General features: G+C 68.4%; 28 protein-coding genes and 1 tRNA gene. 14 read left to right on the top strand and 15 right to left on the bottom strand.

Annotated features, from left to right (window positions below; all coding sequences use genetic code 11):
• Positions 1–27: 27 nt before the first annotated feature.
• On the top strand, positions 28–849 hold the full coding sequence (nudC, locus tag ACOGI5_RS11910; RefSeq protein ID WP_419864635.1) for an NAD(+) diphosphatase: 822 nt from the start codon (positions 28–30) through the stop codon (positions 847–849).
• Here nudC and cysS read toward each other — a convergent pair whose 3' ends face one another.
• From cysS to ACOGI5_RS11895, 3 genes are all read right to left on the bottom strand, one after another.
• Entirely contained in the window at positions 850–2289 is a 1440-nt protein-coding gene (gene cysS / locus ACOGI5_RS11905) for a cysteine--tRNA ligase (RefSeq protein WP_419864634.1), read from the bottom strand.
• A gap of 65 nt (positions 2290–2354) precedes the next feature.
• The gene (locus tag ACOGI5_RS11900) at positions 2355–3140 is read right to left on the bottom strand and encodes a hypothetical protein (protein ID WP_419864633.1); all 786 of its coding nucleotides are present in this window, start codon (positions 3138–3140) and stop codon (positions 2355–2357) included.
• 11 nt (positions 3141–3151) lie between these two features.
• Positions 3152–3475 carry a helix-turn-helix domain-containing protein gene (locus tag ACOGI5_RS11895; RefSeq protein ID WP_419864632.1) on the bottom strand — a complete coding sequence of 108 codons (324 nt, stop codon included), beginning with the start codon at positions 3473–3475 and terminating at the stop codon, positions 3152–3154.
• 216 nt (positions 3476–3691) lie between these two features.
• On the opposite strand from ACOGI5_RS11895, the gene ACOGI5_RS11890 reads away from it, so the two are divergent.
• From ACOGI5_RS11890 to ACOGI5_RS11855, 8 genes are read left to right on the top strand one after another with little or no spacing between them, the layout of a single operon-like run.
• Positions 3692–4420 (top strand): RcpC/CpaB family pilus assembly protein, encoded by a 729-nt coding sequence (locus ACOGI5_RS11890; protein WP_419864631.1) that lies wholly within the window; start codon positions 3692–3694, stop codon positions 4418–4420.
• Positions 4417–5709 carry a CpaF family protein gene (locus tag ACOGI5_RS11885; protein WP_419864630.1) on the top strand — a complete coding sequence of 431 codons (1293 nt, stop codon included), beginning with the start codon at positions 4417–4419 and terminating at the stop codon, positions 5707–5709. The genes ACOGI5_RS11890 and ACOGI5_RS11885 overlap by 4 nt, the downstream gene beginning before the upstream one ends.
• The gene (locus ACOGI5_RS11880; RefSeq protein ID WP_419864629.1) at positions 5706–6563 is read left to right on the top strand and encodes a type II secretion system F family protein; all 858 of its coding nucleotides are present in this window, start codon (positions 5706–5708) and stop codon (positions 6561–6563) included. The genes ACOGI5_RS11885 and ACOGI5_RS11880 overlap by 4 nt, the downstream gene beginning before the upstream one ends.
• Positions 6560–7285, top strand: a complete 726-nt coding sequence (locus ACOGI5_RS11875; RefSeq protein WP_419864628.1) for a type II secretion system F family protein — start codon at positions 6560–6562, stop codon at positions 7283–7285. Before ACOGI5_RS11880 ends, ACOGI5_RS11875 begins: the two co-directional genes overlap by 4 nt.
• Positions 7286–7308: 23 nt before the next feature.
• Complete coding sequence (locus ACOGI5_RS11870) at positions 7309–7575, top strand: hypothetical protein (RefSeq protein ID WP_419864627.1); 267 nt, start codon at positions 7309–7311, stop codon at positions 7573–7575.
• Positions 7572–7982 (top strand): hypothetical protein, encoded by a 411-nt coding sequence (locus ACOGI5_RS11865; RefSeq protein ID WP_419864626.1) that lies wholly within the window; start codon positions 7572–7574, stop codon positions 7980–7982. Before ACOGI5_RS11870 ends, ACOGI5_RS11865 begins: the two co-directional genes overlap by 4 nt.
• A 2-nt stretch (positions 7983–7984) precedes the next feature.
• Positions 7985–8449, top strand: coding sequence for a hypothetical protein (locus ACOGI5_RS11860; RefSeq protein WP_419864625.1), 465 nt, complete (start codon positions 7985–7987; stop codon positions 8447–8449).
• A complete protein-coding gene (locus ACOGI5_RS11855; RefSeq protein WP_419864624.1) occupies positions 8439–8882 on the top strand; it encodes a hypothetical protein in 444 nt (147 codons plus the stop codon). The genes ACOGI5_RS11860 and ACOGI5_RS11855 overlap by 11 nt, the downstream gene beginning before the upstream one ends.
• Before the next feature lie 104 nt (positions 8883–8986).
• On the opposite strand, the gene hemW is transcribed toward ACOGI5_RS11855, so the two are convergent.
• The 5 genes from hemW to lepA form a co-directional block, all read right to left on the bottom strand.
• A complete protein-coding gene (hemW, locus tag ACOGI5_RS11850; protein ID WP_419864623.1) occupies positions 8987–10078 on the bottom strand; it encodes a radical SAM family heme chaperone HemW in 1092 nt (363 codons plus the stop codon).
• Positions 10075–10365 (bottom strand): helix-turn-helix domain-containing protein, encoded by a 291-nt coding sequence (locus tag ACOGI5_RS11845; protein ID WP_419864622.1) that lies wholly within the window; start codon positions 10363–10365, stop codon positions 10075–10077. Before ACOGI5_RS11845 ends, hemW begins: the two co-directional genes overlap by 4 nt.
• 1 nt (position 10366) lies before the next feature.
• Entirely contained in the window at positions 10367–11572 is a 1206-nt protein-coding gene (gene dnaJ / locus ACOGI5_RS11840) for a molecular chaperone DnaJ (protein ID WP_419864621.1), read from the bottom strand.
• 11 nt (positions 11573–11583) lie between these two features.
• The gene (gene hrcA, locus ACOGI5_RS11835; RefSeq protein WP_419864620.1) at positions 11584–12639 is read right to left on the bottom strand and encodes a heat-inducible transcriptional repressor HrcA; all 1056 of its coding nucleotides are present in this window, start codon (positions 12637–12639) and stop codon (positions 11584–11586) included.
• 71 nt (positions 12640–12710) lie between these two features.
• Positions 12711–14537: a translation elongation factor 4 gene (gene lepA / locus ACOGI5_RS11830; RefSeq protein ID WP_419864619.1), complete on the bottom strand. Its 1827-nt coding sequence runs from the start codon at positions 14535–14537 to the stop codon at positions 12711–12713.
• Between the two features lie 54 nt (positions 14538–14591).
• Between lepA and rpsT the strand changes: the two genes are divergently transcribed.
• Positions 14592–14849, top strand: a complete 258-nt coding sequence (rpsT, locus tag ACOGI5_RS11825) for a 30S ribosomal protein S20 (protein WP_419864618.1) — start codon at positions 14592–14594, stop codon at positions 14847–14849.
• A gap of 66 nt (positions 14850–14915) precedes the next feature.
• Here the strand turns inward: rpsT and holA are convergent, their stop codons facing one another.
• From holA to ACOGI5_RS11805, 4 genes are all read right to left on the bottom strand, one after another.
• Positions 14916–15887 carry a DNA polymerase III subunit delta gene (gene holA, locus ACOGI5_RS11820; protein WP_419864617.1) on the bottom strand — a complete coding sequence of 324 codons (972 nt, stop codon included), beginning with the start codon at positions 15885–15887 and terminating at the stop codon, positions 14916–14918.
• Positions 15869–17677, bottom strand: coding sequence for a ComEC/Rec2 family competence protein (locus ACOGI5_RS11815; RefSeq protein WP_419864616.1), 1809 nt, complete (start codon positions 17675–17677; stop codon positions 15869–15871). Before ACOGI5_RS11815 ends, holA begins: the two co-directional genes overlap by 19 nt.
• 124 nt (positions 17678–17801) lie before the next feature.
• A complete protein-coding gene (locus ACOGI5_RS11810) occupies positions 17802–18404 on the bottom strand; it encodes a helix-hairpin-helix domain-containing protein (protein WP_419864615.1) in 603 nt (200 codons plus the stop codon).
• A 97-nt stretch (positions 18405–18501) separates the two neighbouring features.
• Positions 18502–19680 carry an MFS transporter gene (locus tag ACOGI5_RS11805; RefSeq protein WP_419864614.1) on the bottom strand — a complete coding sequence of 393 codons (1179 nt, stop codon included), beginning with the start codon at positions 19678–19680 and terminating at the stop codon, positions 18502–18504.
• A 112-nt stretch (positions 19681–19792) separates the two neighbouring features.
• Here ACOGI5_RS11805 and ACOGI5_RS11800 point away from each other — a divergent pair, with 112 nt between their 5' ends.
• Both ACOGI5_RS11800 and ACOGI5_RS11795 read left to right on the top strand, forming a co-directional pair.
• Complete coding sequence (locus ACOGI5_RS11800; protein ID WP_419864613.1) at positions 19793–20842, top strand: phosphotransferase family protein; 1050 nt, start codon at positions 19793–19795, stop codon at positions 20840–20842.
• Between the two features lie 72 nt (positions 20843–20914).
• On the top strand, positions 20915–21928 hold the full coding sequence (locus ACOGI5_RS11795) for an LLM class F420-dependent oxidoreductase (RefSeq protein ID WP_419864612.1): 1014 nt from the start codon (positions 20915–20917) through the stop codon (positions 21926–21928).
• Between the two features lie 24 nt (positions 21929–21952).
• Here the strand turns inward: ACOGI5_RS11795 and ACOGI5_RS11790 are convergent, their stop codons facing one another.
• On the bottom strand, positions 21953–22339 hold the full coding sequence (locus ACOGI5_RS11790; RefSeq protein WP_419864611.1) for a hypothetical protein: 387 nt from the start codon (positions 22337–22339) through the stop codon (positions 21953–21955).
• A gap of 99 nt (positions 22340–22438) precedes the next feature.
• Here ACOGI5_RS11790 and ACOGI5_RS11785 point away from each other — a divergent pair.
• Positions 22439–22511: transfer RNA gene (locus tag ACOGI5_RS11785), tRNA-Ala, on the top strand.
• A 22-nt stretch (positions 22512–22533) separates the two neighbouring features.
• On the opposite strand, the gene ACOGI5_RS11780 is transcribed toward ACOGI5_RS11785, so the two are convergent.
• Together ACOGI5_RS11780 and ACOGI5_RS11775 are read right to left on the bottom strand one after the other, a co-directional pair.
• Entirely contained in the window at positions 22534–23007 is a 474-nt protein-coding gene (locus ACOGI5_RS11780) for a nuclear transport factor 2 family protein (RefSeq protein ID WP_419864610.1), read from the bottom strand.
• A gap of 9 nt (positions 23008–23016) precedes the next feature.
• Positions 23017–24222, bottom strand: coding sequence for an acyl-CoA dehydrogenase family protein (locus tag ACOGI5_RS11775; RefSeq protein WP_419864609.1), 1206 nt, complete (start codon positions 24220–24222; stop codon positions 23017–23019).
• Between the two features lie 43 nt (positions 24223–24265).
• On the opposite strand from ACOGI5_RS11775, the gene ACOGI5_RS11770 reads away from it, so the two are divergent.
• A complete protein-coding gene (locus tag ACOGI5_RS11770) occupies positions 24266–25717 on the top strand; it encodes a flavin-containing monooxygenase (RefSeq protein WP_419864608.1) in 1452 nt (483 codons plus the stop codon).
• Positions 25718–25762: the final 45 nt, after the last annotated feature.

Below are 25762 nucleotides of genomic sequence, written 5' to 3'. Positions count from 1 at the left end.
CAGTGCACTGTGTGCTCAACTTGACCGGTGTTCACGGTTCTGACCCAGCCGCCTGACGAACTCGACGAATCGTCGCGGGTGTGGATCCCCATCCGTTCTGGAACGGTGTTCACCGAGCCGGGCAGCGGCCTGTGCGCGAGTCCCACGGCGCCCGTCGGTGACGGTTCACCCCCCGCTTCATTCCTCGGCGTGCTCGATGGCGTCGGCGTGTGGGCTGTCGACATGGATCCAGCCGAAGGGCCGCCGCTGGACGAGGGCGATCTGGAGCCGGTGCCGCTGCGCAAGCTCTACGGCCGCATTCCCGACGAACACTGGCAGATCGCCGGCCGCGCCGCACAGATCGTGGAGTTCGAGCGCACTCACCGCTATTGCGGGCGCTGCGGGCACCCGACGAGCACCAATGCGTCCGACCGCGCAAGGGTTTGCAGCAACTGCGGTCACATGGCGTTTCCGAGGCTCAGCCCCGCCATGATCGTTCTCGTTGAACGCGGTCCTGAGGTGCTGCTCGCATGGGGCAGGCAGTTCCCCGGCCGCTTCTACAGCGCGCTCGCCGGATTCGTAGAACCCGGTGAGAGCCTCGAGGACGCCGTGGCCCGGGAGGTCTACGAGGAAGTCCAGGTGACGGTCGGCAACGTCCGCTATTTCGGAAGCCAGCCGTGGCCCTTCCCGCACTCGCTCATGTGCGGCTTTACCTGCGAATGGCGAGCCGGCGAAATCGAGATCGATCCCGAAGAGATCGTCGAGGCCGGTTGGTACACCGCCGACAGCCTGCCGCCGTGCCCGCGCGGCGGGATGTCGATCGCCGGCTGGCTCATCGACGACTGGCTGAAGCGAACCGGCGCCGGCTGATCAGGCGCGGTGCCAGATGGCGCCCGCGGCTCCGTCGGAGACGACGATGCCGGCTGCTGCCAGCTCATCGCGAATGCGGTCGGCGGTGTCGAAGTCGCGAGACGAACGCGCCGCTGCCCGCTGCGCCAGCAATGCGTCCACCTCGGCATCGGAGAGCCGGCCGTCGAGATGGTCTTCGCTGCGGTCATCACCGCAGGTGAGCCCCACGACGCTGAGCAGGTGCAACGCAGTGCGAGCCGATCGGGAAGCCTCGGCAGGTACGGCACCGTCAAGCGAGGCGTTCGCACGGCGCACGAGCCGGAAGATCACGTCCAGCGCTGTGGGCGTGGAGAAATCGTCGTCCATGGCCGCTGCGAACGCCGCCACGGCGTCGACATCCACATCGGCAACGGCGCCGCGTTCGATGTCGGGCCGCCGCATCGCAGCGTGAGTGCCGATCGGGATGCCCGCAGCAGTGGCCCGGCGGGCAAACGCATCGAGCCGGCCGACGGCACTGCGGGCCGCTTCCAGCGCGCCGGTGCTCATCTCCATCGTCCGCCGGTAGTGGGTCTGCAGCACCAGCAAACGCACAGCGCGGGCGCCGGCAGCGTCGATCGCGTCGGCGAGCTGGGTGTAGTTGCCCAGCGACTTGGCCATCTTCTGGCTGCCGACGTTCACCATGGCGCTGTGCACCCAATAGCGGGCGAACGTCTCGCCGGTGGCGGTCACCTGCGCCCACTCGTTCTGGTGGTGCGGAAAGACCAAGTCGTCCCCCCCGCCATGGATGTCGAAGCCGGGTCCGAGCGCGCTGAGCGACATCGCCACGCACTCGGTGTGCCAACCGGGCCGGCCCTCCCCCCACGGCGTTTCCCAGCTCGGCTCCCCCGGCTGCGCGGCCTTCCAGAGCGCGAAGTCCAGCGGCGAACGCTTGTCGGGATCGACGTCGATGCGCGCGCCGGCATCCGCGTTGAGCTGTTCGGTGGTCCGGCCCGCCAACTCGCCGTACCCCCGAACCGTGTCGACAGCGAAGTACATGCCCTTGCCCGGCACGTCGTACGCGGCACCGAGCGAGCGCAGCTCGGCGATCACATCGATCATCTGCGAGATGAAGTGGGTGGCATGGGGCCGCGAATGGGGCCGAAGCACGCCGAGTCGATCCATCTGCTCGTCATATGCGACCGTGAACTCAGCGGCGACGTCGGCCTCGGAGCGCTGCTCGCGCTGGGCGCGTTCCACGATCTTGTCGTCGATGTCGGTGACATTGGACGCCACCGTCACCTCGTATCCAGACCACTCCAGGTAACGCCGGATGACGTCGTAGGTGAGCGCAGTGCGGCCATGGCCGAGATGCGGCACGTCGTACACCGTCGGTCCGCAGACATACATCGAGATCTCGCCCGGCGTTCGCGGGACGAAGGCGGTCTTGCGCCGTGTCATCGTGTCGAAGATCTGCAAGCTCACTGATGCCGGAGTCCCGATCGGGCTGCAAGGGTACCGATGAGCCGCCGGACGAGCCCCGGGATTTATCAGCCGAGAGCGCTGGTCACGCTCCAGACCGCAAGATTGTGGAACGCGTGCAGCACCAGGCCTGCCCACCAGCCGTAGCGCACCCGCGCAATGGTGAACATGAGGCCCAGCCAGATCTGCGGGCTCACTACCAGGGGTGCCACGACGATCGTGGCGACGGTCCAACCCACTTCGTAGTTGGCGAGATGCACGACGCCGAACGCGGCGATCGAGAACCACACCGGCCACTGCGGGTGAGCTTCCCACCAGCGAGCAACGTCCTCACGCCAGGCCCCAGGCCCGGACTCGCCCGAAGCATCGGGCCGCCCCACGCCGGCGACGAGTGACTGGATCCACAGTGCGCCCGACAGCAGCACCATGAGGGCGAAGACGGCCGCGACGACGATGACGGGACCGTCGCCTCCCGCAAAGTTCAGCAGTCCGAATGCGCCCGTGATCGCCAGCACCCCCAGGCGCAGGCGGGCGGTGAGTGCGAGCCGGAAGACGAGTTCTTCGATCAGCGGGGCCAGCAGCACAACGAGCAGAAGCTGCTCGACGAGGGGCCGGTCGAGCAGTTCAGTCTCGAGCGTGTTCACATAGCCGGTTCGCGCTGCGAGCAGCGACACCGCAAGCAGCGCGATCGAGCCGCCGAGCCCGATGACGAACAGCAGGGCCAGGCCTCCGGGCCAGCGCCTCTGATTCGCGGCGGCCCGCCAATCGGGAGACGCGCCAAAGCGCGGGCTGATGGTGCTCCACACGCCCCCTGGCGCGGCGGCGTCAGCGGGTGGAATGCCCTCGTTGCTCAAGCGCCGTCGACCTACCCGGCTGCTGGGTCGTCTGGGTCGTCTTCGTCGGGATCGTCCGCGCGGGCTTCGGGGTAGAGATGCTCAAGGCTTCCCGGCTCGACTCTGCATTCCTCGATGAACCTGTCCACGTCGCTCAGCCGCAGCCGGATGACCCGTCCGAACCGGTACGCCGGCAGGTCGCCCCGGTCGATGAAGCGGTACAGCGTGCGGGTGGTGATGCCCATGCGGTCTGCGGCCTTCAGCGTGGACAGCCAGATGATCTCGTCGTAGGGAACCTGATGCAGTTCTTCGTCTGCTGCACCGTCGTCGCCTGATTCGGTCGGCTCCTCAGCCATCTCGCACCTCGCAGTCGGTCGGCTGTTGGCGCTCGAGGGACGTAATCGATCCCTGCGGGCCAACGCTAGTGCGCGTACCGGTGGCCAACGTGCATTTCGACATCAATCATTGATATTACGCGCTATACCGTCATATCTCTGCGACCCACTGAGTAAGTTTGCTGAACTTTTGATAATTATTTGGTGACTTCATGTGAACGTGGTTAAGTCTCCAGCGTGCCCACGGATCCGCCGTCGCAAACCGGTCATCGGGCCCTGCCGCCCGCACCTGCCGCGAGCCGCCGCAGCGGCGGTGGCCGATCATCGCTTCGCCCACGCGTCATCGCGGGTGGGGTCCTGTGCGGCGTTGCAGCGCTCGGCATGTGGTGGGCGTTCGAGCGCTCAGCTGCTGGGCCCGAGACCAGCTATGTCGTCGCACGGACGCGCCTCGCCCCGGGCAGGGTGATCGAACCGGCAGATGTCGCCTGGGTCTCCGTCCGCTTGCCGGCCGAGATCGAAGCAACCGTCTTCGGCGATGGTGACGGCAGTGACGTGGTGGGCAGCCTGGTGCTCGAAGCCATTCACGCCGGGGAGTTGCTGACCCGGGGTGACATCGGCACGCGCCGGGCAGCGACCGATCGAGTCGCGGGCTACGCCGTAGCTGTTGAGCTCGATCGCCCCGGGGCCCTCAACGGACTGATCGCAGCCGGCGAACGAGTCGACGTCGTCGCCACGGATCGCAATCTCGCGGCCCCAGCCGACCCGCAGGCGCTAGGTCTGGTAGCTGCCGACGCCCTCGTGCTTGACGTGGATGACCTCGCTGCTGCCCCGCAGCCATCGGACATGATCACCGTCACCCTGCAGGTGCGCGACCGCGCCGCCGCCGTCTCGGTTGCCGCAGCCGCCGATGCCGATGCGATCACCTTGATCCGGCCCTGGGGGGCTCCGACGCAGGTCGCGCCATGACCGATCCGGCGGTCCTCGCTGAGATCGAACGGTCGGTATCGGAACGCGCCCGTCACAGCGGCTTGGACCCGCGTGCGCCCGGCGCGGTTCGGGCAGTCACCGGTCTCGCTCACGAGGAGATCCGGCGCTGGAATCTCGGCTTCAAGAGCGGCGTTCACGACCATGCGATCGACGACGCCGACGCCCTTGCCCACCGGACGGTGCGCAACCTGCTCGGATACGGACCGCTCGAAGCGCCGCTGGCCGACGCCGATGTCTGGGAGATCATGGTCAACGCGCCCCATGAGATCTTCGTCAAGCGCCACCGCGGTCCGAGCGGTCAGCACGGCGAGTCGTTCCACGATGATGAGCACGTCCGCCGCACTCTCACGAGAATCATCGATGACGCGACGGCATCCCATCGCAAGCTGGATCCCAGCGAGGGATTGCAGGATGCGCAGCTCGACAACGGCGCCCGCCTGCACATCGTCCATCCCGACATCGGCCGCGACGGTCACCTGATCTTCAACATCCGCAAGTTCACCGGGATCTCCTTCTCGAATCTGAATGACCTGACGGCGGTCGGGACGCTGACCGGTGAGATCGCCGAGTTCCTGCGCGGTGCCGTGCGCGCCCGGCTGTCGATCCTGTTCGCAGGCGCACCCGGCAGCGGCAAGACGACGCTGCTGGGTTGCTGCGCTGCCGAACTCGACCCGCGCCTGCGGGTGGTCACCGCCGAAGAGGTGTTCGAACTCGACATCCCGCTGCCCAACGTTGCGGGGATGCAGACGCGGCCGGGCCGGACTGAGCGAGCGCCCGTGGACCTGCGGCGCCTGGTGGCCGGCTTCCTGAGGATGGCGCCGGATGTGGCCATCGTGGGCGAGGTGCGGGACCGCGAGGCGGTGCCCTTGCTGCTGACGCTCTCCAGCGGGGTCACCGGCTACGCGACCATCCACGCGGGATCCGCACGCCAGGCGCTCAGCCGGCTGCGGCTCATGTGCCAGCTCGCCCCGGACATGGGTGAGATGCCTGCGACGGCGATCACCCAGCTCGTGGCCGAATCGATCGACATCGTGGTGCACCTGCGGCGCGGTCCCGCTGGCGTGGAGGTCACCGAGGTCGTCGCGGTAGAAGAGCCCAACGGCGACCGAAGCATCTCGTTCGACACGACGCCGCTCTATGCACCGAGGGATCACGGCCAGCCCGCTCAGAGAACCTCGGGCGTCTCGGGGCGGGTGGCGTCACGGTTCGCGGCGGCCGGAATGGAGATGCCAGCGCCCGGCGGGCAAGAAGCGGGTGCGCCGGCATGACCGCGATTGCATTCATCGCGGCCGGCGCTGCGGGTGTGTGGCTGCTGTCCACGCCCGGCGGCGGCCCGGTCACCGGAGCCGCTCGTCGACGCGTATCAGTGCACCGGACAGCGTCGACATCTCCGCCGACTTCGGCGACCCTGCTCGGTGGCGTGCTGACTGGCGCCGCTGCGTGCGTCACGGGATGGATCGGTGCTTGGACGCTGTTCGGCGGCGTCGCAGCACCCACGCTCGTGGCACTGATCAGCGCAGCGATTCCCCCATGCGCTGCAACGCAACGGCGCCGTCGCCGCGCAGCCAGCTCGTGGCAGGCGTGGCCGCGACTGCTCGCAGAGATCCGGATCCTGGTGGCTCACCGGGGTCAGTCGATCCCGGCCGCACTGTTCGCAGCGGGAACGCACGCCCCACCTGGCATGCGTCAAGCATTCTCCGAAGCGGCGCGCACGTGGTCGTTGAGCACCGACTTCGAGGCCTCGCTGCGCATTCTCAAGACATCGCTCGCGGACCCGACCGCAGACGCCGTTTGCGAGACGCTGCTGGCGGCACACCAGATCGGCGGCGTGCGGATCGACGCTCGACTGCGTGCGCTGGCCGAGGCGGCCCACGCTGAGGCTGCTGCTCGATCCGACGCCAGTGCCAAGCAGGCCGGCGCCCGGTTCGCACGCAGCTTCGTCGCGTCGGTACCTGCATTCATGGCTGTGATCGGCCTGAGCATCGGGCGCGGGCGGCAGGCCTACGAGTCGGGCGACGGCCAACTGCTCGTGGCGTTCAGCGTGCTCGCCGTGGCCGGCTGCTGGCTGTGGGCTGGGCGGATCATGGCGATCCCCGCGCGCAAGCGAGTGTTCCTGCAGTGACCGCTGCAACTTCGTGCCTGCGGCGCATCGCCATGCTGGCGAATGCCGATGCCGAACTCGCAGCCCGGCTGCGCGAAGCCGGCATGGCCGGATCTCCGTTCGAGTTCCGCTTGCAGCAGGTCGGCGGTGCTGCAGCAGGCCTCGTCGCTTCGGGCACAGCACTGGGAGTCATGGGGGTCAGACTGCTGCTCGCGCTTGCCGGAGCGCTCGGTGTGGCTGCCGCTGTCTACGGCACGTCCGAGTACCGCCTCGGGCGATCGACGGCGTTGCGGCGAACTCAGATCACCGAGGAGCTGCCGATCATGGCCGAGCAGATCGGCATGCTGCTCGCAAGCGGTATGTCGCTGACCAGCGCCCTGGACACCGCTGCCCGGCGGGGGAACGGCATCTGTGCCGAGGGATTGGAACGTGTCGGCGCCCGCGTCGCCGGAGGCGCAGCTGTCGAGGTGGCACTGGCCGAATGGGCTGACGACGCCGGATCGGCCGCGATCCGCCGATTCGCCGGCGTACTCACCCTGCACGAGGATGCGACTGACGTCGCCGCGCTGGTGTCAGACGAGGCTCGCGCGGCGCGCATGGAGGCGCACCGGCGCCTCATCGCCCACATTGAGCGTCGCAGCGAGCAGGTGTGGATACCGGTCACCGTTGCAGCGCTTGTGCCCGGGTGCGTGCTGCTCGCGATCCCGTTCAGCGACGCACTGAGCGGGTATGCGGCGCTGTGAGTCGGCAATGAAAGGACAGACCCATGTACGACAGCCTGATGTACGCCACTCCGATAGCGGCAGTGCTCAGCGCGGCATGTGCCGTTGCACTCGCCGCTGCGGGGGCCGCTCGGAAGCGCGCCAGACACAGCGAGCCCAGGCACGACGAGCGAGGCGAGGGAGTGATCTCGGCGGCGATCGCCGTGCTGATCATCGCCTCGCTCGGCGCCCTCATGTGGGTCGGCTTCAAGACGCTCTGGGAAAACGCCGAGGAAACGACGAACTCAGAGATAGCGAAGATCGGCAAGTGAACCGTCTGCATGCGAGCCCGAGCCGCGATGAGCGCGGCGCCGGCCTGGTCGCCTTGCCGTGGGCCGTCTTGGCGTATCTGACGTTTCTCACGCTGGCGGTCCAGGCTGCCGTGTACTTCTACAGCACCTCGGTTCTGACGGCCGTGGGCCATGACGCGACGCGCCGAGCAGCGTTCGGCGGTGGCAGCCCAGCGGCAATCGCCGATGCTGAGCGGTGGCTGCGCTCGAGCATCGGCGCTGCAGTGGACATCGAGCTACTCCGCTGGAGCACCACCACCGAGACCGTCGCTCTGGAGTTGGCAGCGAGGCCGCCGACGGTCCTCTTCGATGCCTCTGCGCTGGTCGGCCTGCAGCACATCGAGCGCCGGTTCGAGGTGCGGCGCGAGCTGGCTCGCTTCGCTGGTTGACCATGAGGCAGTTCGCCCCCAAACGCGCCCGCCATGACGCTTCCGGCGTCGTCGGGGCCGAGGTGCTGCCGTTCATCGTGCTCGTCTTCGTCGGGGGCACGCTGATGTTCGCCCAGGCAGCCGCAGCGCTGGACGCCAAGATCACCGCAGTCGCCGGCGCCCGTGAGGCAACGCGGACATTCGTCGAGCATCGCGGGCCTCGCTCCGGCGATGCCGTTGACGCAGCGGTTGCCGCCGGCACGCGGGCAATGTCCGGCTATCGGCTGAGCGGCGAGGCATCGGTGCTGCCGGTCGGCGCTGCCCGGTTGCACCGCTGCGAGCAGGTGACGTTCGAGGCCACGCGGGAGGTCCCCCGCTTGGCTCTGCTCGGCGGCGGATGGTCGCCCGTGACGGTTGGCGCTCGCGCCAGCGAGACCGTCGATCCCTTCCGGCACGGCCTCAGCGGGCGAGCGCCCTGTGGGCAGTGAACGCGGCTCGGCACTGCTGCTCGTGCCAGCCGGCGTGCTGATCGTGGCACTGCTGGCCAGCATCGCCATCGACAGCACGGCTGCATTCCTGGCGCAACGCGAAGCACAAGCAGCAGCGTCTTCGCTCGCGAACGACCTCGTCTCGCTGGGCCTCGACGAATCCTCGCTTCGCCATCACGGGTCCTACCGCCTCTCCCCTTCCCGGCTCCGGCGGCTGGGGCCGTGGAGCCTGCAGACGACGCAGGAGCGGTTGTCGGCGGTGTTCGAGCCCGGATCCGTCTCGGTGGCAGTCAGCGCGGTGGGCCCGGCAGCCGTGCGCGTGTCGGTGCAGGGTTCGGCACGGCGGGTCATCGGCTTGATCGGGAAGGTCAACGGGCAAGCGAGCCGGTCGGTCGCCGCAGAGGCGATCGGGCGCGTCCGGCTGTCGGGTTGACCGCATGTGCGGCTTCGCCTCCCGGCTCAGCCCAGCACTCCCCGCTCAGGTTCGCTTCGCTCACGGGCCGCTCGGGCCACGGCTTCGCCTGCCGGCTCAGCCTCCTACTGCTCGGAAGGAAGGCCGAGCCTCACGGCCACCTCGTTGGCCAGGAGACGCCCTCGCGCGGTCAGCCTGAGGCGGCCCCCGGCGGCAGGTTCCAGCAGATGCTCCACCTCATCGGGCACCGCACCGGCGGGGACACCGATCGACGTGCGCAGCGCAAGCTGCAAGGCCTCCACACGGCGCTCGTCAGGTCCTAACTCCTCGCTGCCTGCCATGGGTGGGGTGCCGGCCGAGATCGCCGCGATGAACCGCTCAGGTGTGCGAACGCTCCAGAAGCGGCGCCCACCGCGATGGCTGTGCGCGGCACAGCCGATGCCCGCGTAGGAGCCCTGCTGCCAATACAGCAGGTTGTGCCGGCATTGCGCACCGGGCCGAGCCCAGTTGGAGATCTCGTAGATCTCGTAGCCCGCGCGGGAGAGCAGTTCGTCGGCGAGCAGGTACTTGTCGGCCATCTCGTCGTCATCGGGATGTCGTGACGGGTCGTCGCCGAGCGGTGTTCCGGGCTCGGGCGTCAGGCCGTACACGCTCAGGTGGTCGGGCCCCAGATCGATGGCCTCGACCAGAGTGCGCTTCCAGTCGGTCAACGACTCAGTCGGCGCGCCGTAGATCAGGTCGAGGTTGAGCTGGCCGATGCAGGCCCGCCGGACAGCGTCGACCGATGCCGCCACCATCTGCGGATCATGGCGACGGCCCAGCGCGTCGAGCACATGGGGAACAGCGGATTGCACGCCGAGGCTGATGCGATTCACGCTCAAATCCCGGTATGCCTGCATCTGTTCCGGCGTGACCAAGTCTGGATTGCACTCCACTGTGATCTCGGCGCCCCGTGCCAGGGGCAGCTCCGCCAACAAATCGCCGAGCAACGAGGGCGGCACCAGGTTCGGCGTACCGCCACCGAAGAACACCGAGGTCACCGGCGGCATGCCGTCAGCCAGCTCCTGAGCCTGCCGGCGGCAGCTCGCCATGTAGTCGCCGATGAGGTGGCTGCGATCGGTCCAGGTCGCGAACGCGCAGTAGTCGCAGCGGTGCGTGCAGAACGGGACATGGCAATAGACGCCGAAGGCGGGCGGCGCGCAATCAAGCTCGGTCACAGCACTGAATCGGGTGGGTAGCGCGGCGACGTCCCCGGGACTTGGCCGCTGTCCTGATCGCCATCGGGCAGCAGCTCGGCAGGCGCCACTCCGTAGAGCTGTGCCAAGCGCAGCAGCCGGTTCACCGCCAAACCCCGTTCGCCGCGCTCATAGGCGCCCAGCACCGACGTTCGGAACTCGCCGTCGGAGGCCGCCTCGACCTGCGCCAGCGTCATGCGCCGCCGTTTGCGCACTGCCCGCAGCCGCTCCCCCACCAGCGCGTCGATGTGCCGGCGGTCGACGGACATGTCAGCCCTTGCCGCGACGTGCGCGACGTTGCCGGGCTTCCGTGCTGCCCCGCGCCTTGGATCGATCAGCCCGAGCCTCGACACGTGCTCGTTGACGATCGTGCGACTCGGCCGGCGCGGACCGATCCGCGACGATCCCGTCCACCTGTTCGCCACGTTCGCTGGCGACGTCTCTCAGCTTGGCCGCCTCCGATTTCGACAGCTTTTTCGGGATGTCCACCCGCACCACCACATGCAGGTCGCCGCGCCCGCGCCCGTTGGCGCGCGGCACGCCCAGCCCGTTCAGGCGGATGGTGTCGTTCGGCTGGGTGCCGGCCTTCACCGCCAGATCGCGCGGCCCGTCCAGCGTCTCGAACGTCACCGTTGCTCCCAGGGCAGCCTGCAGCATCGTCACCGGCAGCTCGGCCACCAGGCTGTCGCCCTGCCGCACGAAAGCGTCGGATTCGGCGACTCGCAGGTGCACGTACAGATCGCCAGCAGGACCGCCGCGGGGTCCCACCGATCCGCGGCCGCCCAGGCGAAGCGTCGCGCCCGAGTCGACTCCGGGCGGCACCCGCACGACCAGTGACACATGCTCAGCCCGGCGGCCTTCGCCCCGGCAGGACCTGCACGGATCGGCGATCTCCTCGCCGATCCCGCGGCACCGGCCGCAGGGCGCAGCGGTGACCATCTGGCCCAACAGGCTCTGGCGCACCTGGCGCACCTGCCCCACGCCCTCGCAGACACCGCACACCGTCGGCGACGTGCCCTCGGCGGCACCCGAACCGCCGCAATCGTCACATGACACCAGTGTCCGCACGTCGATCGGCCGGTCGACGCCGAAGACGGCTTCCGCGAAGTCCAGATCGACAACCGTCTCGTGATCGTCGCCACGCGGCGGGCCTGACGGGCGGCGGGATCGGCCCCCGCCGAAGGGGTTCCCCCCGAAGAACGACTCGAAGATGTCACTGAGGTCGAAGTCGAAAGCCGGGCCGCCCATGCCGCCCCGCAGGCCCTCATGCCCGAAGCGGTCATACCGAGCGCGCGCCTCAGGATCAGAGAGCACGGCATACGCCTCGCTGATCTCTTTGAAGCGGGCCTCGGCCTGCGCGTCGCCCGGGTTCGCATCAGGGTGGTGCTCACGCGCTTTTTGCCGGTACGCGCGCTTGAGCTCGCTCTCGCTGGCATCGCGGCCTACGTCGAGCAGCTCGTAGTAGTCGGCAGGCATCCGTGGCAGGTCTACTGCGAGATCGATGGCGCGATGTCCGCCGACGCATGCGCGCTGTCGCCGTCTCCGAGCGAGGCCGACAGCCGCCGGCTCACCGTGTGCACCGCTGCCAGCGCCTTCGAGTAGTCCATCCGGGTCGGACCCAGCAATCCCACGCTGCCGACCGTGCGACCGTCGACCTCGTAGGGCGCGACCACCACGGAGCAATCTGCCAGCGGCTTCATGCCCGTCTCGGACCCGATGGCCACGCTGAGGCCGCGGTCGACGAGGCTGCGCAGCAGCGTCACCACCATCAGCTGCTCTTCCAGCACCGACAGCACCGAACGGAGCGACGATACGGCTTCGAACTGCTCGGTGATCTTGGACGTGCCGCCTACGTAGAGCTCGCCGGGGTGCGATTGGTCGTCGGCCAGCGCGGCCAGCGCCGCCGCCACCAGCGCATCGGTCGCCGCATCGCCAGTCTCGGGGACTGCCGGCGGTTGCGACCGGGTGCGCCCCACCAGCGCTTCGGCCAGGATCGCGGAGGCCGCCCCCGCGGCCGGACCCTGGGCTGCGTCGGCCAGTTCCCGGTTGTCATACACGTCGACGTAGGTGCGCTCCACAACACCCGACGACATCACCAGCACCACCAGCAGCCGGCCGCCGCCGAGGTCCACCAGCTGAGCCGACCTGATGCTGTCTCGATCATGGCGGGGCGCGACCACCATCGCCGCGTACTCGGTCAGATCCGACAGCAGCCGGCTGGTGTCGGCGAGCAGTTCCTCGATCTGCCCCTGGGCATGGGCGAAGAACGCCCGCACCTGTCGGACTTCGGTGTTGTCGAGGGATCCCGGCCCGAGACCGTCCACGAAGTACCGGTAGCCAGTCTCGGTCGGCACCCGACCGGCGCTGGTGTGCGGCTGCATCAGGTAGCCGCCCGCCTCGAGCGCTGCGAGATCATTGCGAACAGTCGCAGGCGATACATCGAGGCGGGTCATCTCGAGCACCGCGGCCGATCCGACCGGCTGCGCGCTCTCGATGAAGTTCTCGACTACCGCCTGCAGCACCGTGGCTCTGCGCTCGTCCATCACTCCTCCGCAGGCCGCACCCGCAATAACCCGATGCTACCGATGCCCCTCCTACCCAACAGGGGGAGCACTCACTGGTCGAGACGCAATGCGGAGACAAAGGCCTCATTGGGCACCTCGACGCGCCCAATCGCCTTCATCCGCTTCTTGCCCTCCTTCTGACGCTCCAGCAGCTTGCGCTTGCGGGTGATGTCGCCGCCGTAGCACTTCGACAGAACATCCTTCCGCTTGGCCTTGACCGTCTCGCGGGCGATGATCCGCCCGCCGATGGCGGCCTGGATGGGCACGTCGAAAAGCTGGCGCGGGATGAGCTCGGCCAGCTTCGCCGTGATGGCCTTGCCGTACGGGTAGGCGCCGTCACGGTGGCAGATGGCCGAGAACGCATCCACCGGCTCGCCGTTGAGCAGGATGTCCACCCGCACGAGGCGTTCGGCGCGGTAGCCCGCGTGGTCATAGTCGAGGCTGGCGTATCCCTGGGTACGGCTCTTGAGCTGGTCGAAGAAGTCGGTCACGACCTCGGCCAGCGGCAGCTCGTAGCGCAGCTCCACGCGTTCGGGCGACAGGTAGTCCATGGAGCTCATCGAGCCCCGGCGCGACTGGCACAGATCCATGACCGCTCCCGTGTAGGCGCTCGGCGTCAGCACCGACACCGTGAGCATCGGCTCTGCTATCTCGGCGATCTGGCCGGCCGCCGGCAGTTCCGACGGGTTGTCGACCTCGAGTTCCTGGTCGTCGTCGGTGCGCACCCGGTAGGCCACCGAGGGCGCAGTCGCGATCAGCGAGAGCCCGAACTCGCGCTCGAGCCGTTCACGGACGATCTCCATGTGCAGCAGGCCCAGGAAGCCGCAACGGAAACCGAATCCCAGCGCACCGGAGGTCTCGGGCTCGAACGTCACCGATGCGTCGTTGAGCCTCAGCTTCGCCAGCGCCTCGCGCAGGTCGGGGTATTCGTCACCGTCGACGGGGTACAGGCCGCAGAAGACCATCGGCTTCGGGTCGTCGTAGCCGGCCAGCGGCGCATCCGCCGGCGCTGTCGCCGAGGTCACCGTTTCGCCCGAGCGGGCCTCTGCAACGTCCTTGATGCCGGCGATGAGGTACCCCACCTCGCCGGGGCCCAGCGCATCGGTCGGCGTCACCGCAGGCAGGCGCAGGCCCACCTCCTCGCACAGGTGCAGACCGCCGGCGTGCATGAAGCGCAGCCGGTCGCCGGCGCACAGCCGGCCGTTCACCACACGGACCGAGGAGACCACGCCGCGGTACTGGTCGAAGTGGGAATCGAAGATCAGGGCTTGGAGCGGGGCGTGCGGCACGCCGCCCGGCGGGGGGATCCGCTCGATGATCGCGTCGAGCAGCGCTTCCACGCCCTCGCCGGTCTTGGCCGAGATGGCCAGCACCTCGCTCGAGTCGATGCCCAGCACACGCTCGATCTCGGATGCGTACAGATCCGGTTGAGCCGCGGGGAGGTCGATCTTGTTGAGCACCGGGACGATGGCGAGATCCGACTCGAGGGCCAGGTAGCAGTTGGCCAGCGTCTGCGCCTCGATGCCCTGCGCCGCATCGACGAGCAGCACGACGCCTTCGCATGCCGCGAGCGACCGGCTGACCTCGTAACCGAAGTCGACATGTCCGGGCGTGTCGATGAGATGCAGCGTGTGGCCCCGCCAGCTCACCCTGACGTTCTGGGCCTTGATGGTGATGCCGCGCTCGCGCTCGAGCTCCATCGAATCGAGGTACTGGGCGCGCATGGAGCGCTCCTCCACGGCACCGGTCAACTCCAGGATCCGGTCCGACAGCGTGGACTTCCCGTGGTCGATATGGGCGATGATCGAGAAGTTCCGAATCAATCCGATTCCGGCGCCGCCGTCGGGGCTCAGCCTCTTGGGTGGCACGTGGGGCATCGCAGGCCGCACGGTACCCTGCGGGGCCGGTTTCGAGACGGAGAGCATGCCTTCGTGGCCAACATCAAGAGCCAGATCAAGCGCAATCATCAGAACGAGGCACGGCGGGTGCGCAACCGTGCCGTGCGCTCGGAACTGCGTACACGCGAGAAAGCGGTGATCGCAGCCGCTGAGGCGGGCGAACCCACCGATGAGCTCATCCGTCTGGCTCAGAAGCGTCTCGACAAGGCTGCCGCCAAGGGTGTCATCCACCGGAATGAGGCCGGCCGGCGCAAGTCGCGCCTCATCACTCGCTCGGCATCCAGGGGCTGAGCCCCGGGCCCGAGCGGCCCGCGAGCGCAGCGAGCTAGAGCGGGAAGCAAGCGGCTGAGCCGGCAGTCAGCGGGCGCCGGAGGCGAGCCGCGCACAGAGAATCTCGGCAACGCAGCGAGCGTCGAGTCCCGACCGTCCACGCATGTCCATGTCGGCCGCCGCGAGGAGCTCGACGGCTCGGGCAATTCCCTCGCTGCCTCGCCTCCGGCAGCCATCCAGCGCCTTGCGGGCCGGAAACGTGGAACCGCGCAGGCCCAGCAGCGCAGCAGCCTCCTTTTCGTTCGTGGCGTCGGCGCCATCGAGGCGGGCCATCCGGGTGATGTGGTTGGCCACGGTGGCCGTGACCGCCAGCGGGTGCCGGCCCGCACCCCACATGCGTTGCAGCACTGCGAGGGCCGCATGCACGTTTCCGCGGTCGATCGCGTCGGTCAGCTCCCACGGCGGGACATCGCCTTCGGCACCGAGGTACGGCAGCACATCGTCGGCGTCCAGCCGGGCGCCTTCGCCGAACACCGCTGCCAGCGTGTCGAGCAGCGCCCCGAGTCGGCTGAGCTCAGCGCCGAGGTGTTCGGCGACGATCGCACGGGCTCGCGCATCGAGCTGGACCGGTGCCCCCGCGAGACGCTCTTCGAGCCAGGTCCGGCGCTGGCGTGCCCCGCCGGGCACATCGGATGCGACCCGGTGGCCGCCGCCGGCCTCGACCGCCTCGGCCAGCGGGCGGGGCACGCGGCCTGAGTCCCACTCGAGCACCAGGTCGGTGGTGGGGCAGGGATCGTCCAGCCACGCGATCAGCGGGGCAAGGTCTGCCGCGCCGAATCGGCTGAGCCCCCGGGCCACGACGACCCGATGGGTGGCCAGCATCGGCGGCGTCGATGCTGAGATGAGGACATCGTTCAGCGTGTACTCATCGCCGGCGAACTCATCGAGCACCTCTGCGCGGTCGGCATCGCCCACAAGCTCGGCGACAGCGGTTCGCACGGCTTCAGCCGTGAGGATCTCGTCGGCTCCGCTGACCAGTCTCACGGCACCGCCTGCCATCCGGCCGACGCTAGTTCTGCTGAGACGTGCAGGCGCTCCGCGGCAGGCTCCACCGTGAGCCCTGCGACGACGACGGGCTCGGTCACTGTCTCATGCGGGACCCGGCCGCCGAGACCGGCCGGCGCGAGCACATGAGCGACGTCGTGCCGGGCGTCGAGGGCGCGCACCGCTTCACGCCCTGCCCGGCTCGCCGAGCGCGCCACGAGCACGTCGATGCGGTCGATCCCCGCAGCATGAAGCTGGCCCAGTGCACGCGCAGGATCGGGGCGATCCACCACCACCACAACCGGGTCGGTGTGCTGAACGGCGAGATGGGACCCCGCTGGAGGCGCAGGTCGGTGGGTGCTGGCCACCGCCCAGACGCCGACGCCGGCCGCCACGACCGCCAGGCTGCGCAGGGTTCCGGCAAGGTGCCCGAACAGGTGCGGCGCCAACGCGAACACTCCAGCGCAGCATCCGACAACCGCAGCCGCGGCGGTCAATTCAGCGGCCTCGATCTGCGGCCAGCCCAGTGATGCGCCCCAGCGTGCCACCCCCGCGACCCACCCCATCATCAGCTTGGTCGGCAGGTGCAGCACCGATGCGACTGCATCGCCGGCCAAGCCGCCCACCAGGCCGCCGACGAGGCCCCAGACCATCGCCGGGCCTGCGACCGGTCCGGCCAGAACGTTGGCGGGAATGCTCACGAGCGGCAACGAGCCGAAGACGGCGATCTGAACCGGCAGCACTCCCGCCTGGGCGCACAGGGTCGCGGCGAGCGCCAGGCGCAGCCACGGCGGACCCCACAGCAGACGTGAAATGCGGCGGGCCCCGATCACGATGGCGGCCGTCGCAGCAACCGACAGCTGGAAGCCGACCGAGCGGACGAGCAGCGGGTCGACGAGCAGCAACAGGATGACCGCCAATGCCAGCAGCCGCGTCGCCGATGCCTGCCTGCCGACTGCGTGCGCGCCGACAGCGAGGGTGGCGAGCACACACGCCCGCAGCACTGAGGGCTCGCCCCTGGTCAGCACGGCGAACTGGATGAGCAACACTGCCACGGCGACCAGCCGGACCCGGGGTCGAAGCCCGGCCAGCAAGGGCGCGAACAGCAGCAGCACGAATGCCACGTTCGAACCCGACACGGCGAGCAGGTGGGTGAGCGATGTCGCTCGGAAGTCGTGCACGACCTCAGGAAGCTGACCCCGGTCGTCGCCGTACACGAATCCGGCGAGCAGCGCTGCATCCCGCGGCGACAGCGATTCACCCGACGCCTCCACGAGCCCACGCAGCGAGTTCGCGACGCGGAACGGCGCGCTGCCGCCGTCGAGGCGGAGCGCAGTGCGGATCTCCGCAGTCCCTGCGAGATGCCGGGGCCACAGGAAGGGACGGCCGGCGGGCTCGGTCGGTTCTGCGGTCGCCTTCAGGAGCCAGCGCTCTCCCATTGCCGCGTGTTCCAGCCGCCATGCGGGTGGGCCCCGTGCCCAGCCTTCCCACCGGTGCTCGGCGCCGTCGATCGTCACGCTGAACGGCACGACCAGGGCACCGGCACGCCAGCGGGGATCTCCGACCAGCTGCACCTCACCCTCGAAGCCCCCTCCCGTCACTGCGCTGAGCTGGGCGAGCTGCGCTCCCATGGCGGCCGCAGCCAACATGAGCAGACCGGCCGGGATGAGCACCCGCGCACGACTCGCGATGCCCGCGGCACCGAGCCCGATTCCCAGTGCAACGCCCCACCACCACGAGCCCATCCACAGCGACGCCGGGGGCGCCCACAGCGCGCCGGCCGCTGTGGCGATGGCACCTGCCACCAGCCACCGGTCAGCAACAGCGCTGAGGCCTCCGAACCGTCGAGGCCCTGCCCGTGGCGGTCCCAGCCGGTGCCGCGGAGGGGGCGAGTCCGGCCAGCGCGATGGCATCGGCCGCTCGGGCGGGTCAGACGGTCGCATGGGGCCGCAGCCGGGACAGCTTGGACGGCCCGATCCCAGGCACCTGTTCGAGCGCGTCCAGGGTGGCGAACGGCCCGTGCTCGACCCTGTAGGCGATGATCGCCGCAGCCAGTGACGGGCCGATGCCCGGCAGCTCGTCGAGCTGCGCTGCCGTGGCGGTATTGACGTCGATCGGCCCGGCCGAGTCCGAGTTCCGTGCCCCGGCGGCGGGCAGTTCGCCCTCCACCGGCACATAGATCTGCTGCCCGTCTTGCAGGCGCTCCGCCAGATTGATCGCTGCATTGTCGGCATCGACGTCCAGCCCGCCGGCCCTCTCGACGAGGTCGCCTGCGCGGAAACCGGCGGGGACCTCATACAACCCAGGCCGCTGGACGGCACCGGCAAGGTGCACCCACAGCATCGACGGTTGCGTGGTGGCCACTGGCAGCGGAGCGCCTGCTGCTGCCGAAGGCAGATCGATGGGCGCAGGCGCACCGTGCCGCACGCCCGCCAGAAAGCCCACGCCCACGACGGCGACAAGTGCCCCGGCGGCAACCAGCACCGGCACCAAGCCGACGCGACGGGCAAAGCCCGCCAACTCTGCCAGCACAAGACGCCAGTCAGTTGACCGCCCGTGTGCTGAACGCCCCTGTGCTGAGTGCCCGTCTGCTGAGGGACTTGGGCCCGGCGCCCGCATTCAGGCGAATTTAGTGACTAACTTTCACAATCTTTGGGGGAATTTCCACTGTTTTCATTCGCCACATGGCCAGCAGGGCCAGAACCAGGCAGACAGCCGCCCAGCCGCCGAAAAGCCAGCGCGACCCGATCAGGCCGTACAGCGGAGGGCCGCCGAACGCGGCGACCGATGCGACCGTCAGACCGACCGCCTCCAACACGCCCGTTCCCGTCGCGGCCCGTTCGGCACCGGTCACCTCCAGCACCAGCACCTGCGCTCCCATCACGCCGTACGACTCGGTCACGGCCTCAGCCAGGCCGACCAGGATGAATGTCAGCAGACCACCGATCCAGCCGTAGAGCAGCACCGCCGGAACGAAGAGCAGCAGCGCCGGCACAGCTACACGCCCGCCGCCGAGACGCTCTGCCAGCGCACCGGTGTAGGGCGGCAGCGCCATGAGCGGGACGCCGATGATGAGCAAGCCGACGGCCAGCTCCACCGACGACACACCGATGTCGGTGAGGTAACGGTCGACGGTTGCGTCGAAGATGCCGATGAGGCCCCAGATCCCCACGTGCACGCAGATTGCGGCCTGCACCCGGGGCCGGCGAAGCAGGTCCGCTAGGTCCGAGTAATCCACCACCGCCGCGGCGATCGGCGACCTTGAGATCTGCACCGCCGCGATCGGGCCGAGCAGCGCCATCACAGTGCCGGTGAACAGGAACGGGGCTTCGAATGAGATGCCGCTGAGGGCCGCGCCGATGGCCGGACCGCTGATGAAGCCCGCCACCGCGCACGACAGCAGGCCGCCCACCTTGGCACCGCTGCCGCTGACGTCGCGTCCGATCAGCGCTTTGCGGGCCACCAGGCCGAACAGTCCGAACGCGAGGCCGGCAAAGGCCCGACTCGTCACCAGCGACCACGTGGACTCCGCGAACACAAAGCCGTACGCCCCCAGCACTGCAGCCGCCAGTGAGAGCCACACCACAAAGCGATGGTGGCCGCGGTCGATCAGCGGCGAGAGCAGCAGTTGCGCGGCCAGACCTGCGATGAACCCTGCGGCCGCGACGAGTCCCAGCTCCCAGTGGCTGAGGCCGAAGCGGTCTTGCAGGTCCGCCAGGTAGGCGAAGATCACACCCATCGATGCCGTGACGAGGAACTGCGTCGTGTAGATCGTCACATACAGCACCGGCGCAGCGTATTGGCGCACTTCTGTTCCCGGCGCGATCCTGCTCTGTGGAGAGACCGCCGACTCGCGAGACACCCCGGTTCCCCTGAGGCCATGATGTTGTCGGCTCAACTGACCGCGGGAGGCAACGACGGTGACAAGTTCAGCCCACGCCGCAGACGACGGCACCGTCGCGGGCATCGATGCCGCGCCGGTCACTGCGTGGCTGGCCGAGCGAGTCGAGCTCAGCCCGCCGTTGTCGTTCGAGCTGATCACCGGCGGTCACTCGAATCTGACCTACTGGGTCGCAGATTCTGAAGGGCGGCGGTGGGTGCTGCGCCGCCCGCCGCTGGCGCACCTGCTGGCCAGCGCGCACGACATGGTCCGCGAGCACCGCATCCTGGCGGCGCTCGAGCCCACGCCGGTCCCCACTCCCCCAGTGGTGGGCCTGTGCACCGATGCAGACGTCAACGGTGCCGACTTCTATGTGACCGGATTCGTGGACGGCACGGTGCTGCGGTCCGTGGCCGATGCCGAGCTGCTCACGCCCGAGGCCCGGGGAGAGCTCAGCCGGCAGCTGGTCGAAGTACAGGCCACCATCCACGACACCGACCTGGAGACCACTGGCCTGGACACGCTCGGCCGCCCGAACGACTACGTCGCCCGGCAGATTCACGTGTGGCGCCGGCAATTCAACGCCATGACCTCGCGAGACCTGCCGATCATCGAGCGAGTCCACGACATGCTCGTGGCCTCCATCCCGCCTCAGACCGAGGCCACGCTGGTGCACGGCGACTACCGCTTGGACAACTGCCTGTCGAGGCACGACGGCGAGCTGGCTGCGGTGCTGGACTGGGAGATCTCCACGCTGGGCGACCCGCTGGCCGACTTCGGGTTCTCGCTGGGCTACTGGGTGGAGCCTGGCGACGGCTTCAACCCGCTGGGTCACGACGCCACGACGGCTGAGGGCTTCTGGACGCGCGAGCAGCTGGCGAACGAGTACGCGGCGTTGACGGGCCGCGACGTCAGCGCCATGCAGTGGTTCTTCGCCTTCGCGAGCTGGCGACTGGCATGCATTCTCGAAGGTGTGCATGCCCGCTACGTGGGCGGCGCCATTCCGGACATCCCGCCTGAGGTGCATGAGTTTCCCGACGGCATCGTGGCGCTTGCCGAACGGGCGGAGTCGGTGCTGGCCGATCTCTGAGCAGGACGCGCCGCCGCACTGCGCCTGTCTCCTCCGCAGACACGGCAAACGGAGGCCACTATCGTCCCCGCCATGAAGGTAGACGGCGGTCTCGGAGTCAGCAGCGGATTCGACAACCTCATGGAGTCGAGTCGAGAACAAGAAGAGTTGGGCTACGACGGCCTGTGGGTGCCGGAGACCAGCCACGACCCGTTCACGATGCTCCCGCTCGTAGCGCACGCAACCGAGTCGGTGGATCTGGGAACGAACATCGTGGTGGGCTTCGCCCGCAATCCGATGTCGCTGGCCTACAGCTCCAACGACATCCAGACGCTGTCGGAGGGGCGATTCGTCCTTGGTCTCGGCAGCCAGATCCGCCCGCACATCACCCGGCGATTCTCGATGGAGTGGTCGAAGCCTGCTGCGCGCATGCGCGAGATGATCATGGCGATCAAGGCCATCTGGGACTGCTGGAACAACGGCGAGAAGCTGAACTTCCGCGGCGACTTCTACGAGCACACGCTGATGACGCCGTTCTTCGACCCTGGGCCGAATCCGCACGGACCGCCCCGCCTGGCGCTGGCGGGCGTCGGGCCGCTGATGACCGAGGTGGCCGGCGAGACCTGCGACATGTTCCTCTGCCACGGATTCACCACCGAGAAGTACCTGCGCGAGGAGACGATCCCGGCGCTCGAGCGAGGCGCCGCCCGGGCCGGGCGTGACCCCAGCGAGATCACGATCTCGGGGCCGTCATTCATCGTCACCGGCAACACCGAAGAGGACATGGAGAAGGCCCGGCAGGCCACCAAGCAGCAGGTCGCGTTCTACGGCTCGACGCCGGCGTACCGGCCCGTGCTCGACTGCCACGGCTGGGGCGACATGCAGACCGAGCTGAATGCCATGTCCAAGGAAGGCCGCTGGGTGGAGATGGCCAACCTGGTCGACGACGACATCCTCGATGCGTTCGCCGTCGTGGCCGAGCCCGAAGGCGTCGCCACCGAGCTCAAGCGCCGCTTTGACGACGTGGTGGACCGCATCAGCTTCTACGCGCCCTACAAGGGCGACCGCCAGCGCTGGCAGACGATCTTCGACGACCTGAAGAGCTAGCGCCAGTCGGCGCCCGGCATCGAGTCAGGAACTCAGCGGGGCGCAGTCCGAGCTGCAGTTGGGGTTGGCGGCCGGGGTAGCCGGTGTTGCGGGCCGGTGCAGGACGCCCGAGGTCGGCCGCAGTTCCAGTTCGAGACCGTCGTCGCCGTCGACGGTGCGGGCCTCGGCGTCCACGATCATCGAGTAGCCACCCGGCTCGAACGGCGGCCACAGCAGCGAGATCGTCGGCCGCTGCGCCACGTTGGCGGCAGCGGATCGGCTGGCGCCGCACCGAAGCACGTCACCGTCGAGCCGCATGTCCAGGTGGGCGATGTGCGGCGTTGCGTCGTCGCGCACCGTCAGCACGTACGCCGCAGTACCGAACTGCTCCATCTGCTTGCCGATATCGGCCGGCTCCACGGGGATGCTCATGAGCCTGACGATATGCCCGCAACAAGCCGCACGCGCACTGATATGCCGTCCGATCAACTCTCGAATCCCGCCAGCGCGCTGGTATCGTCGTGAGGCCTCGGGGCTATAGCTCAGTTGGTAGAGCGCTTCCATGGCATGGAAGAGGTCAGGGGTTCAATTCCCCTTAGCTCCACCCGAGAGACTTGTAGCGGACCTCAGCGACGAGGCGGCAACACGTGGCGCGCCATGTAGTCGACCTCGCGGGGCCACGCTTCCTGACCCATCGTGAGCACCTGACGCTTGCAGATCCTCCAGCCGGCGTCGGTGCGCACGAACGAGTCGACGTAGCGTCCGAAGACCCAGGCGTTGTCGATGTCCTCGTGGAACTCGTGCCACGCGTCGAGATAGGTCACCGTCTCGGCCGAGTCCTCGCCGTTGAAGCTGACCTCGATGTTGCTCACGTAGTGCGCAGACCGCTTGTAGATCTTGTCGGTCCCGGCCCGGAAGAACTTGTACGCATACGCCTTGTCGTTGAACGTCCCGAGTTCGCCGCCGTAGTCGTACTCGCAGTCATCGGTGAACAGCTCGACCACGTCGTCGGGACGGTTGTCATCGATGGCGCGGCAGTACGAGTGCAGGACGTCGCGGATGTCCTGGAGGTCCGACAGTTGTTGTGCGGTGTAGGGCATTGGCTTCTCCTACTGGTCGGGGAGTTCTCTGAACGCCAGACCCCGAGTCGGATCAGGCTCTTTGGGAAGACCGAGCTCGCGCTCACCGATGAGGTTGCGCTGGATCTCGTCGGTACCGCCGGCGATGGCCATGCCCTGGGCGAACAGTGCCGTCTTCAGGAAGTGACCGCCGTCGGGCTGATCGTCGCGGCCGAGCTGTGCGGGCATTCCCTTGCCGAAAAAGCCCAGATCGCGCAGGGTGCGGCACAACAGCGAGTTGCCGAGCTTGCCGAGCGACGGATTCACCTGTCGAGCGCCGTTCCAGTCCAGGACAGCTCGTTCGATGTGTGCGTTGGCCAACGCCTGTCGCAGCAGCGGATCGGTTCGATCCTCGTCATCGAGCAACGATCGGACGACCTGGTCTTTCATGGCGCCTGTGGTGTAGCTGAAACCCGAGATGCCGGTGCTGGTGGCCTGGGAATGCTGGACCACTCCGACAGGTGCCGAGAGATCGACGTCGTTGACGACGTCACCGCCGCCGTCGTGGCCCACCGCATCGAGCTCGCGCTCGACGGCCAGCATCGTCATGGCCGCCCGCCAGCCGTTGTTCAGCCCGCCGATCGCATCGTCGTGACGCACGCGGGCGTTGTCCATGAAGACCTCGTTGAACTCGCAATCACCGGTCATGTCCCGCAAGGGGCGAACCTCGACGCCGGGCTGGCCCATGTCGATGCAGAAGAACGAGATGCCCTGGTGCTTGGTCACGTCGGGGTCGGTGCGCGCCATCACGACGGCCCGATCGGCCGTGTGAGCAGCAGTGGTCCAGACCTTCTGGCCGTTGATGATCCACTCGTCGCCGTCTCGCTCGGCGGTGGTCCGTAGCCCCGCCAGGTCCGATCCGGCGCCGGGCTCGGAGAAGAGCTGACACCAGAGCTCTTCGCCTGTGGCGATCTTCGGCAGGTAGCGATCGAGGAGCAGGTCGGGACCGTGCTCAAACAGTGTGGGCGCCACCAGCGTCACCGCCACCCCGTTCGGAGGCCCGAACGCCCCGACGTCATCCCGGGCGCGGTCGGCTTCGGCTGCTTCGACGTGGCTGAGGCCGCGACCGAACCGATCGGCCGGCCAGAACGGATAGCCCCATCCGGACTCGGAGATGAGCCGCCACCAGTCCCCCACGGGCATCTCGGCATCCCAGTGCGTCGAGTACCACTCGTGCGCCTCGTCGTAGACCGTCATGTTCGAGCCTGTCCCCCGCGGCCTCCGCTGAGACACTAGTGCCATGGCGTTGGTCGGGATCTTGGGCGCGGGCCTCAGCGGCGTGGTGATGGGCATCCAGCTCAAGCGTCTGGGCATCGACGACTTCGTCGTCTACGAGAAGCAGTCCGATGTCGGCGGGACGTGGCTGCGCAACACCTACCCCGGACTGCACTGCGACATCCCGTCGCACATCTACTGCTACAGCTTCGAGCCCAACCCCGACTTCTCGATGGTGTTCTCCGGCCATTCCGAGATCCAGGCCTACATCAGGTCGTGCGCCGAGAAGTACGGCATCGCCGACCACATCCGGCTCAACACCACCGTCGACCGGGCATCGTGGCAGCCTCACGACACCTGCTGGGAACTCGAGTTGGCAGAGGGCGAACGGCTCCGCCACCGCTTCGTCGTCTCAGCCACTGGCGGCCTCACCGAACCCCACTACCCCACCCTCGACGGCTTCGACTCCTTCGAAGGCCTGGTGTGGCACGCCGGTTCGTGGCGCCACGACGTCGAGCTCGCCGGGCGTCGGGTCGCGGTGGTGGGCAGCGCAGCGGCCGCGGTCCAGGTCGTTCCCGAGGTGGCGAAGGACGCGGCCGAGGTCTTCGTGTACTCGCGCACGCCCAACTGGGTTCGCCCTCGCCGCAACCGCTTCTACACCGATGAGGAGAAGGCGGAGCTGGCCACCGACGAGGGTTGGCACCGCGCTCGGCGCCGGCAGTACCGCGACACCATGCTGTGGCAACGGGCGTTCGAGAAGAAGACCGACGCCATCGAGGAGCTGCGCGCTGAGGTCATGGACCAGATGCGCGCCGCGATCTCGGATCCGGACACGATCGCCGCACTGACACCCTCGTTCGAGCCGGGATGCAAACGCATCCTGGTCTCCGACGACTACTACCCCGCCCTGGCACTGGATCACGTGACGCTCGTTCCGCACGGCGTCACCGCGCTGACCCCGAGCGGCGTGGTCAGCGCCGACGGCACCGAGGTCGATGTCGACGTCGTCATCTTCTGCACCGGGTACAAGCTGGGTGGCCGGGCCGATGGCGGGCCTGCGCTGGAGATCTACGGACGCGATGGCCTCGACCTGCGGACAGCCTTCGGTCGGGCGCCCGAATCATTCCGGGGCGTCGCCATCCCGGGCTTCCCGAACTGGTTCACCGTCGCTGGTGTCAACGGATCCCCAGGCCATGCCCCTGTGTTCATGACGGCCGAAGTCGCCACCGACTACATCGGCCGCTGGATCCATCACATGCTCGCCCGCGGCGCGAACGCCATCGAGGCTCGCCGAGACGCCACCCACGAATGGGGCGAAGCCACCCAAGCGGAGCTGCAGGAGATGAGCTGGGCGGGCGACTGCCCCGGCTGGTACCGCGACCGCAACGGTCGCATCCTGCCGTTCTTCCCCGGCAGCTGGACCCGCTTCCGTCGCGAGATGCGCGACCTTCACCTCGATGCGTTCGAGGTGCGCTGACACCGACTCACATCCCGCAACTCCCGTGAGGCGTCCGCGCCAATA

The sequence above is a fragment of the Candidatus Poriferisodalis sp. genome (assembly GCF_965208925.1).
In the GTDB taxonomy this organism is placed as follows: Bacteria; Actinomycetota; Acidimicrobiia; order Acidimicrobiales; family Poriferisodalaceae; genus Poriferisodalis.
Note: the sequence above shows the minus strand (reverse complement) of the source record. Positions and strands in the feature narration are given on the sequence as shown.

Coding starts and splice junctions, on each gene's coding strand:
- dnaJ (WP_419864621.1), bottom strand. CDS start 11,572: ATGCCTGCCGACTACTACGAGCTGCTCGACGTAGGCCGCGATGCCAGC.
- ACOGI5_RS11780 (WP_419864610.1), bottom strand. CDS start 23,007: ATGCCCTACACCGCACAACAACTGTCGGACCTCCAGGACATCCGCGAC.
- ACOGI5_RS11770 (WP_419864608.1), top strand. CDS start 24,266: ATGGCGTTGGTCGGGATCTTGGGCGCGGGCCTCAGCGGCGTGGTGATG.
- holA (WP_419864617.1), bottom strand. CDS start 15,887: ATGGCAGGCGGTGCCGTGAGACTGGTCAGCGGAGCCGACGAGATCCTC.
- ACOGI5_RS11775 (WP_419864609.1), bottom strand. CDS start 24,222: ATGACGGTCTACGACGAGGCGCACGAGTGGTACTCGACGCACTGGGAT.
- lepA (WP_419864619.1), bottom strand. CDS start 14,537: ATGCCCCACGTGCCACCCAAGAGGCTGAGCCCCGACGGCGGCGCCGGA.
- ACOGI5_RS11860 (WP_419864625.1), top strand. CDS start 7,985: ATGAGGCAGTTCGCCCCCAAACGCGCCCGCCATGACGCTTCCGGCGTC.
- ACOGI5_RS11880 (WP_419864629.1), top strand. CDS start 5,706: ATGACCGCGATTGCATTCATCGCGGCCGGCGCTGCGGGTGTGTGGCTG.
- ACOGI5_RS11795 (WP_419864612.1), top strand. CDS start 20,915: ATGAAGGTAGACGGCGGTCTCGGAGTCAGCAGCGGATTCGACAACCTC.
- ACOGI5_RS11845 (WP_419864622.1), bottom strand. CDS start 10,365: ATGTCCGTCGACCGCCGGCACATCGACGCGCTGGTGGGGGAGCGGCTG.
- ACOGI5_RS11895 (WP_419864632.1), bottom strand. CDS start 3,475: ATGGCTGAGGAGCCGACCGAATCAGGCGACGACGGTGCAGCAGACGAA.
- ACOGI5_RS11790 (WP_419864611.1), bottom strand. CDS start 22,339: ATGAGCATCCCCGTGGAGCCGGCCGATATCGGCAAGCAGATGGAGCAG.
- hrcA (WP_419864620.1), bottom strand. CDS start 12,639: ATGGACGAGCGCAGAGCCACGGTGCTGCAGGCGGTAGTCGAGAACTTC.
- ACOGI5_RS11885 (WP_419864630.1), top strand. CDS start 4,417: ATGACCGATCCGGCGGTCCTCGCTGAGATCGAACGGTCGGTATCGGAA.
- ACOGI5_RS11870 (WP_419864627.1), top strand. CDS start 7,309: ATGTACGACAGCCTGATGTACGCCACTCCGATAGCGGCAGTGCTCAGC.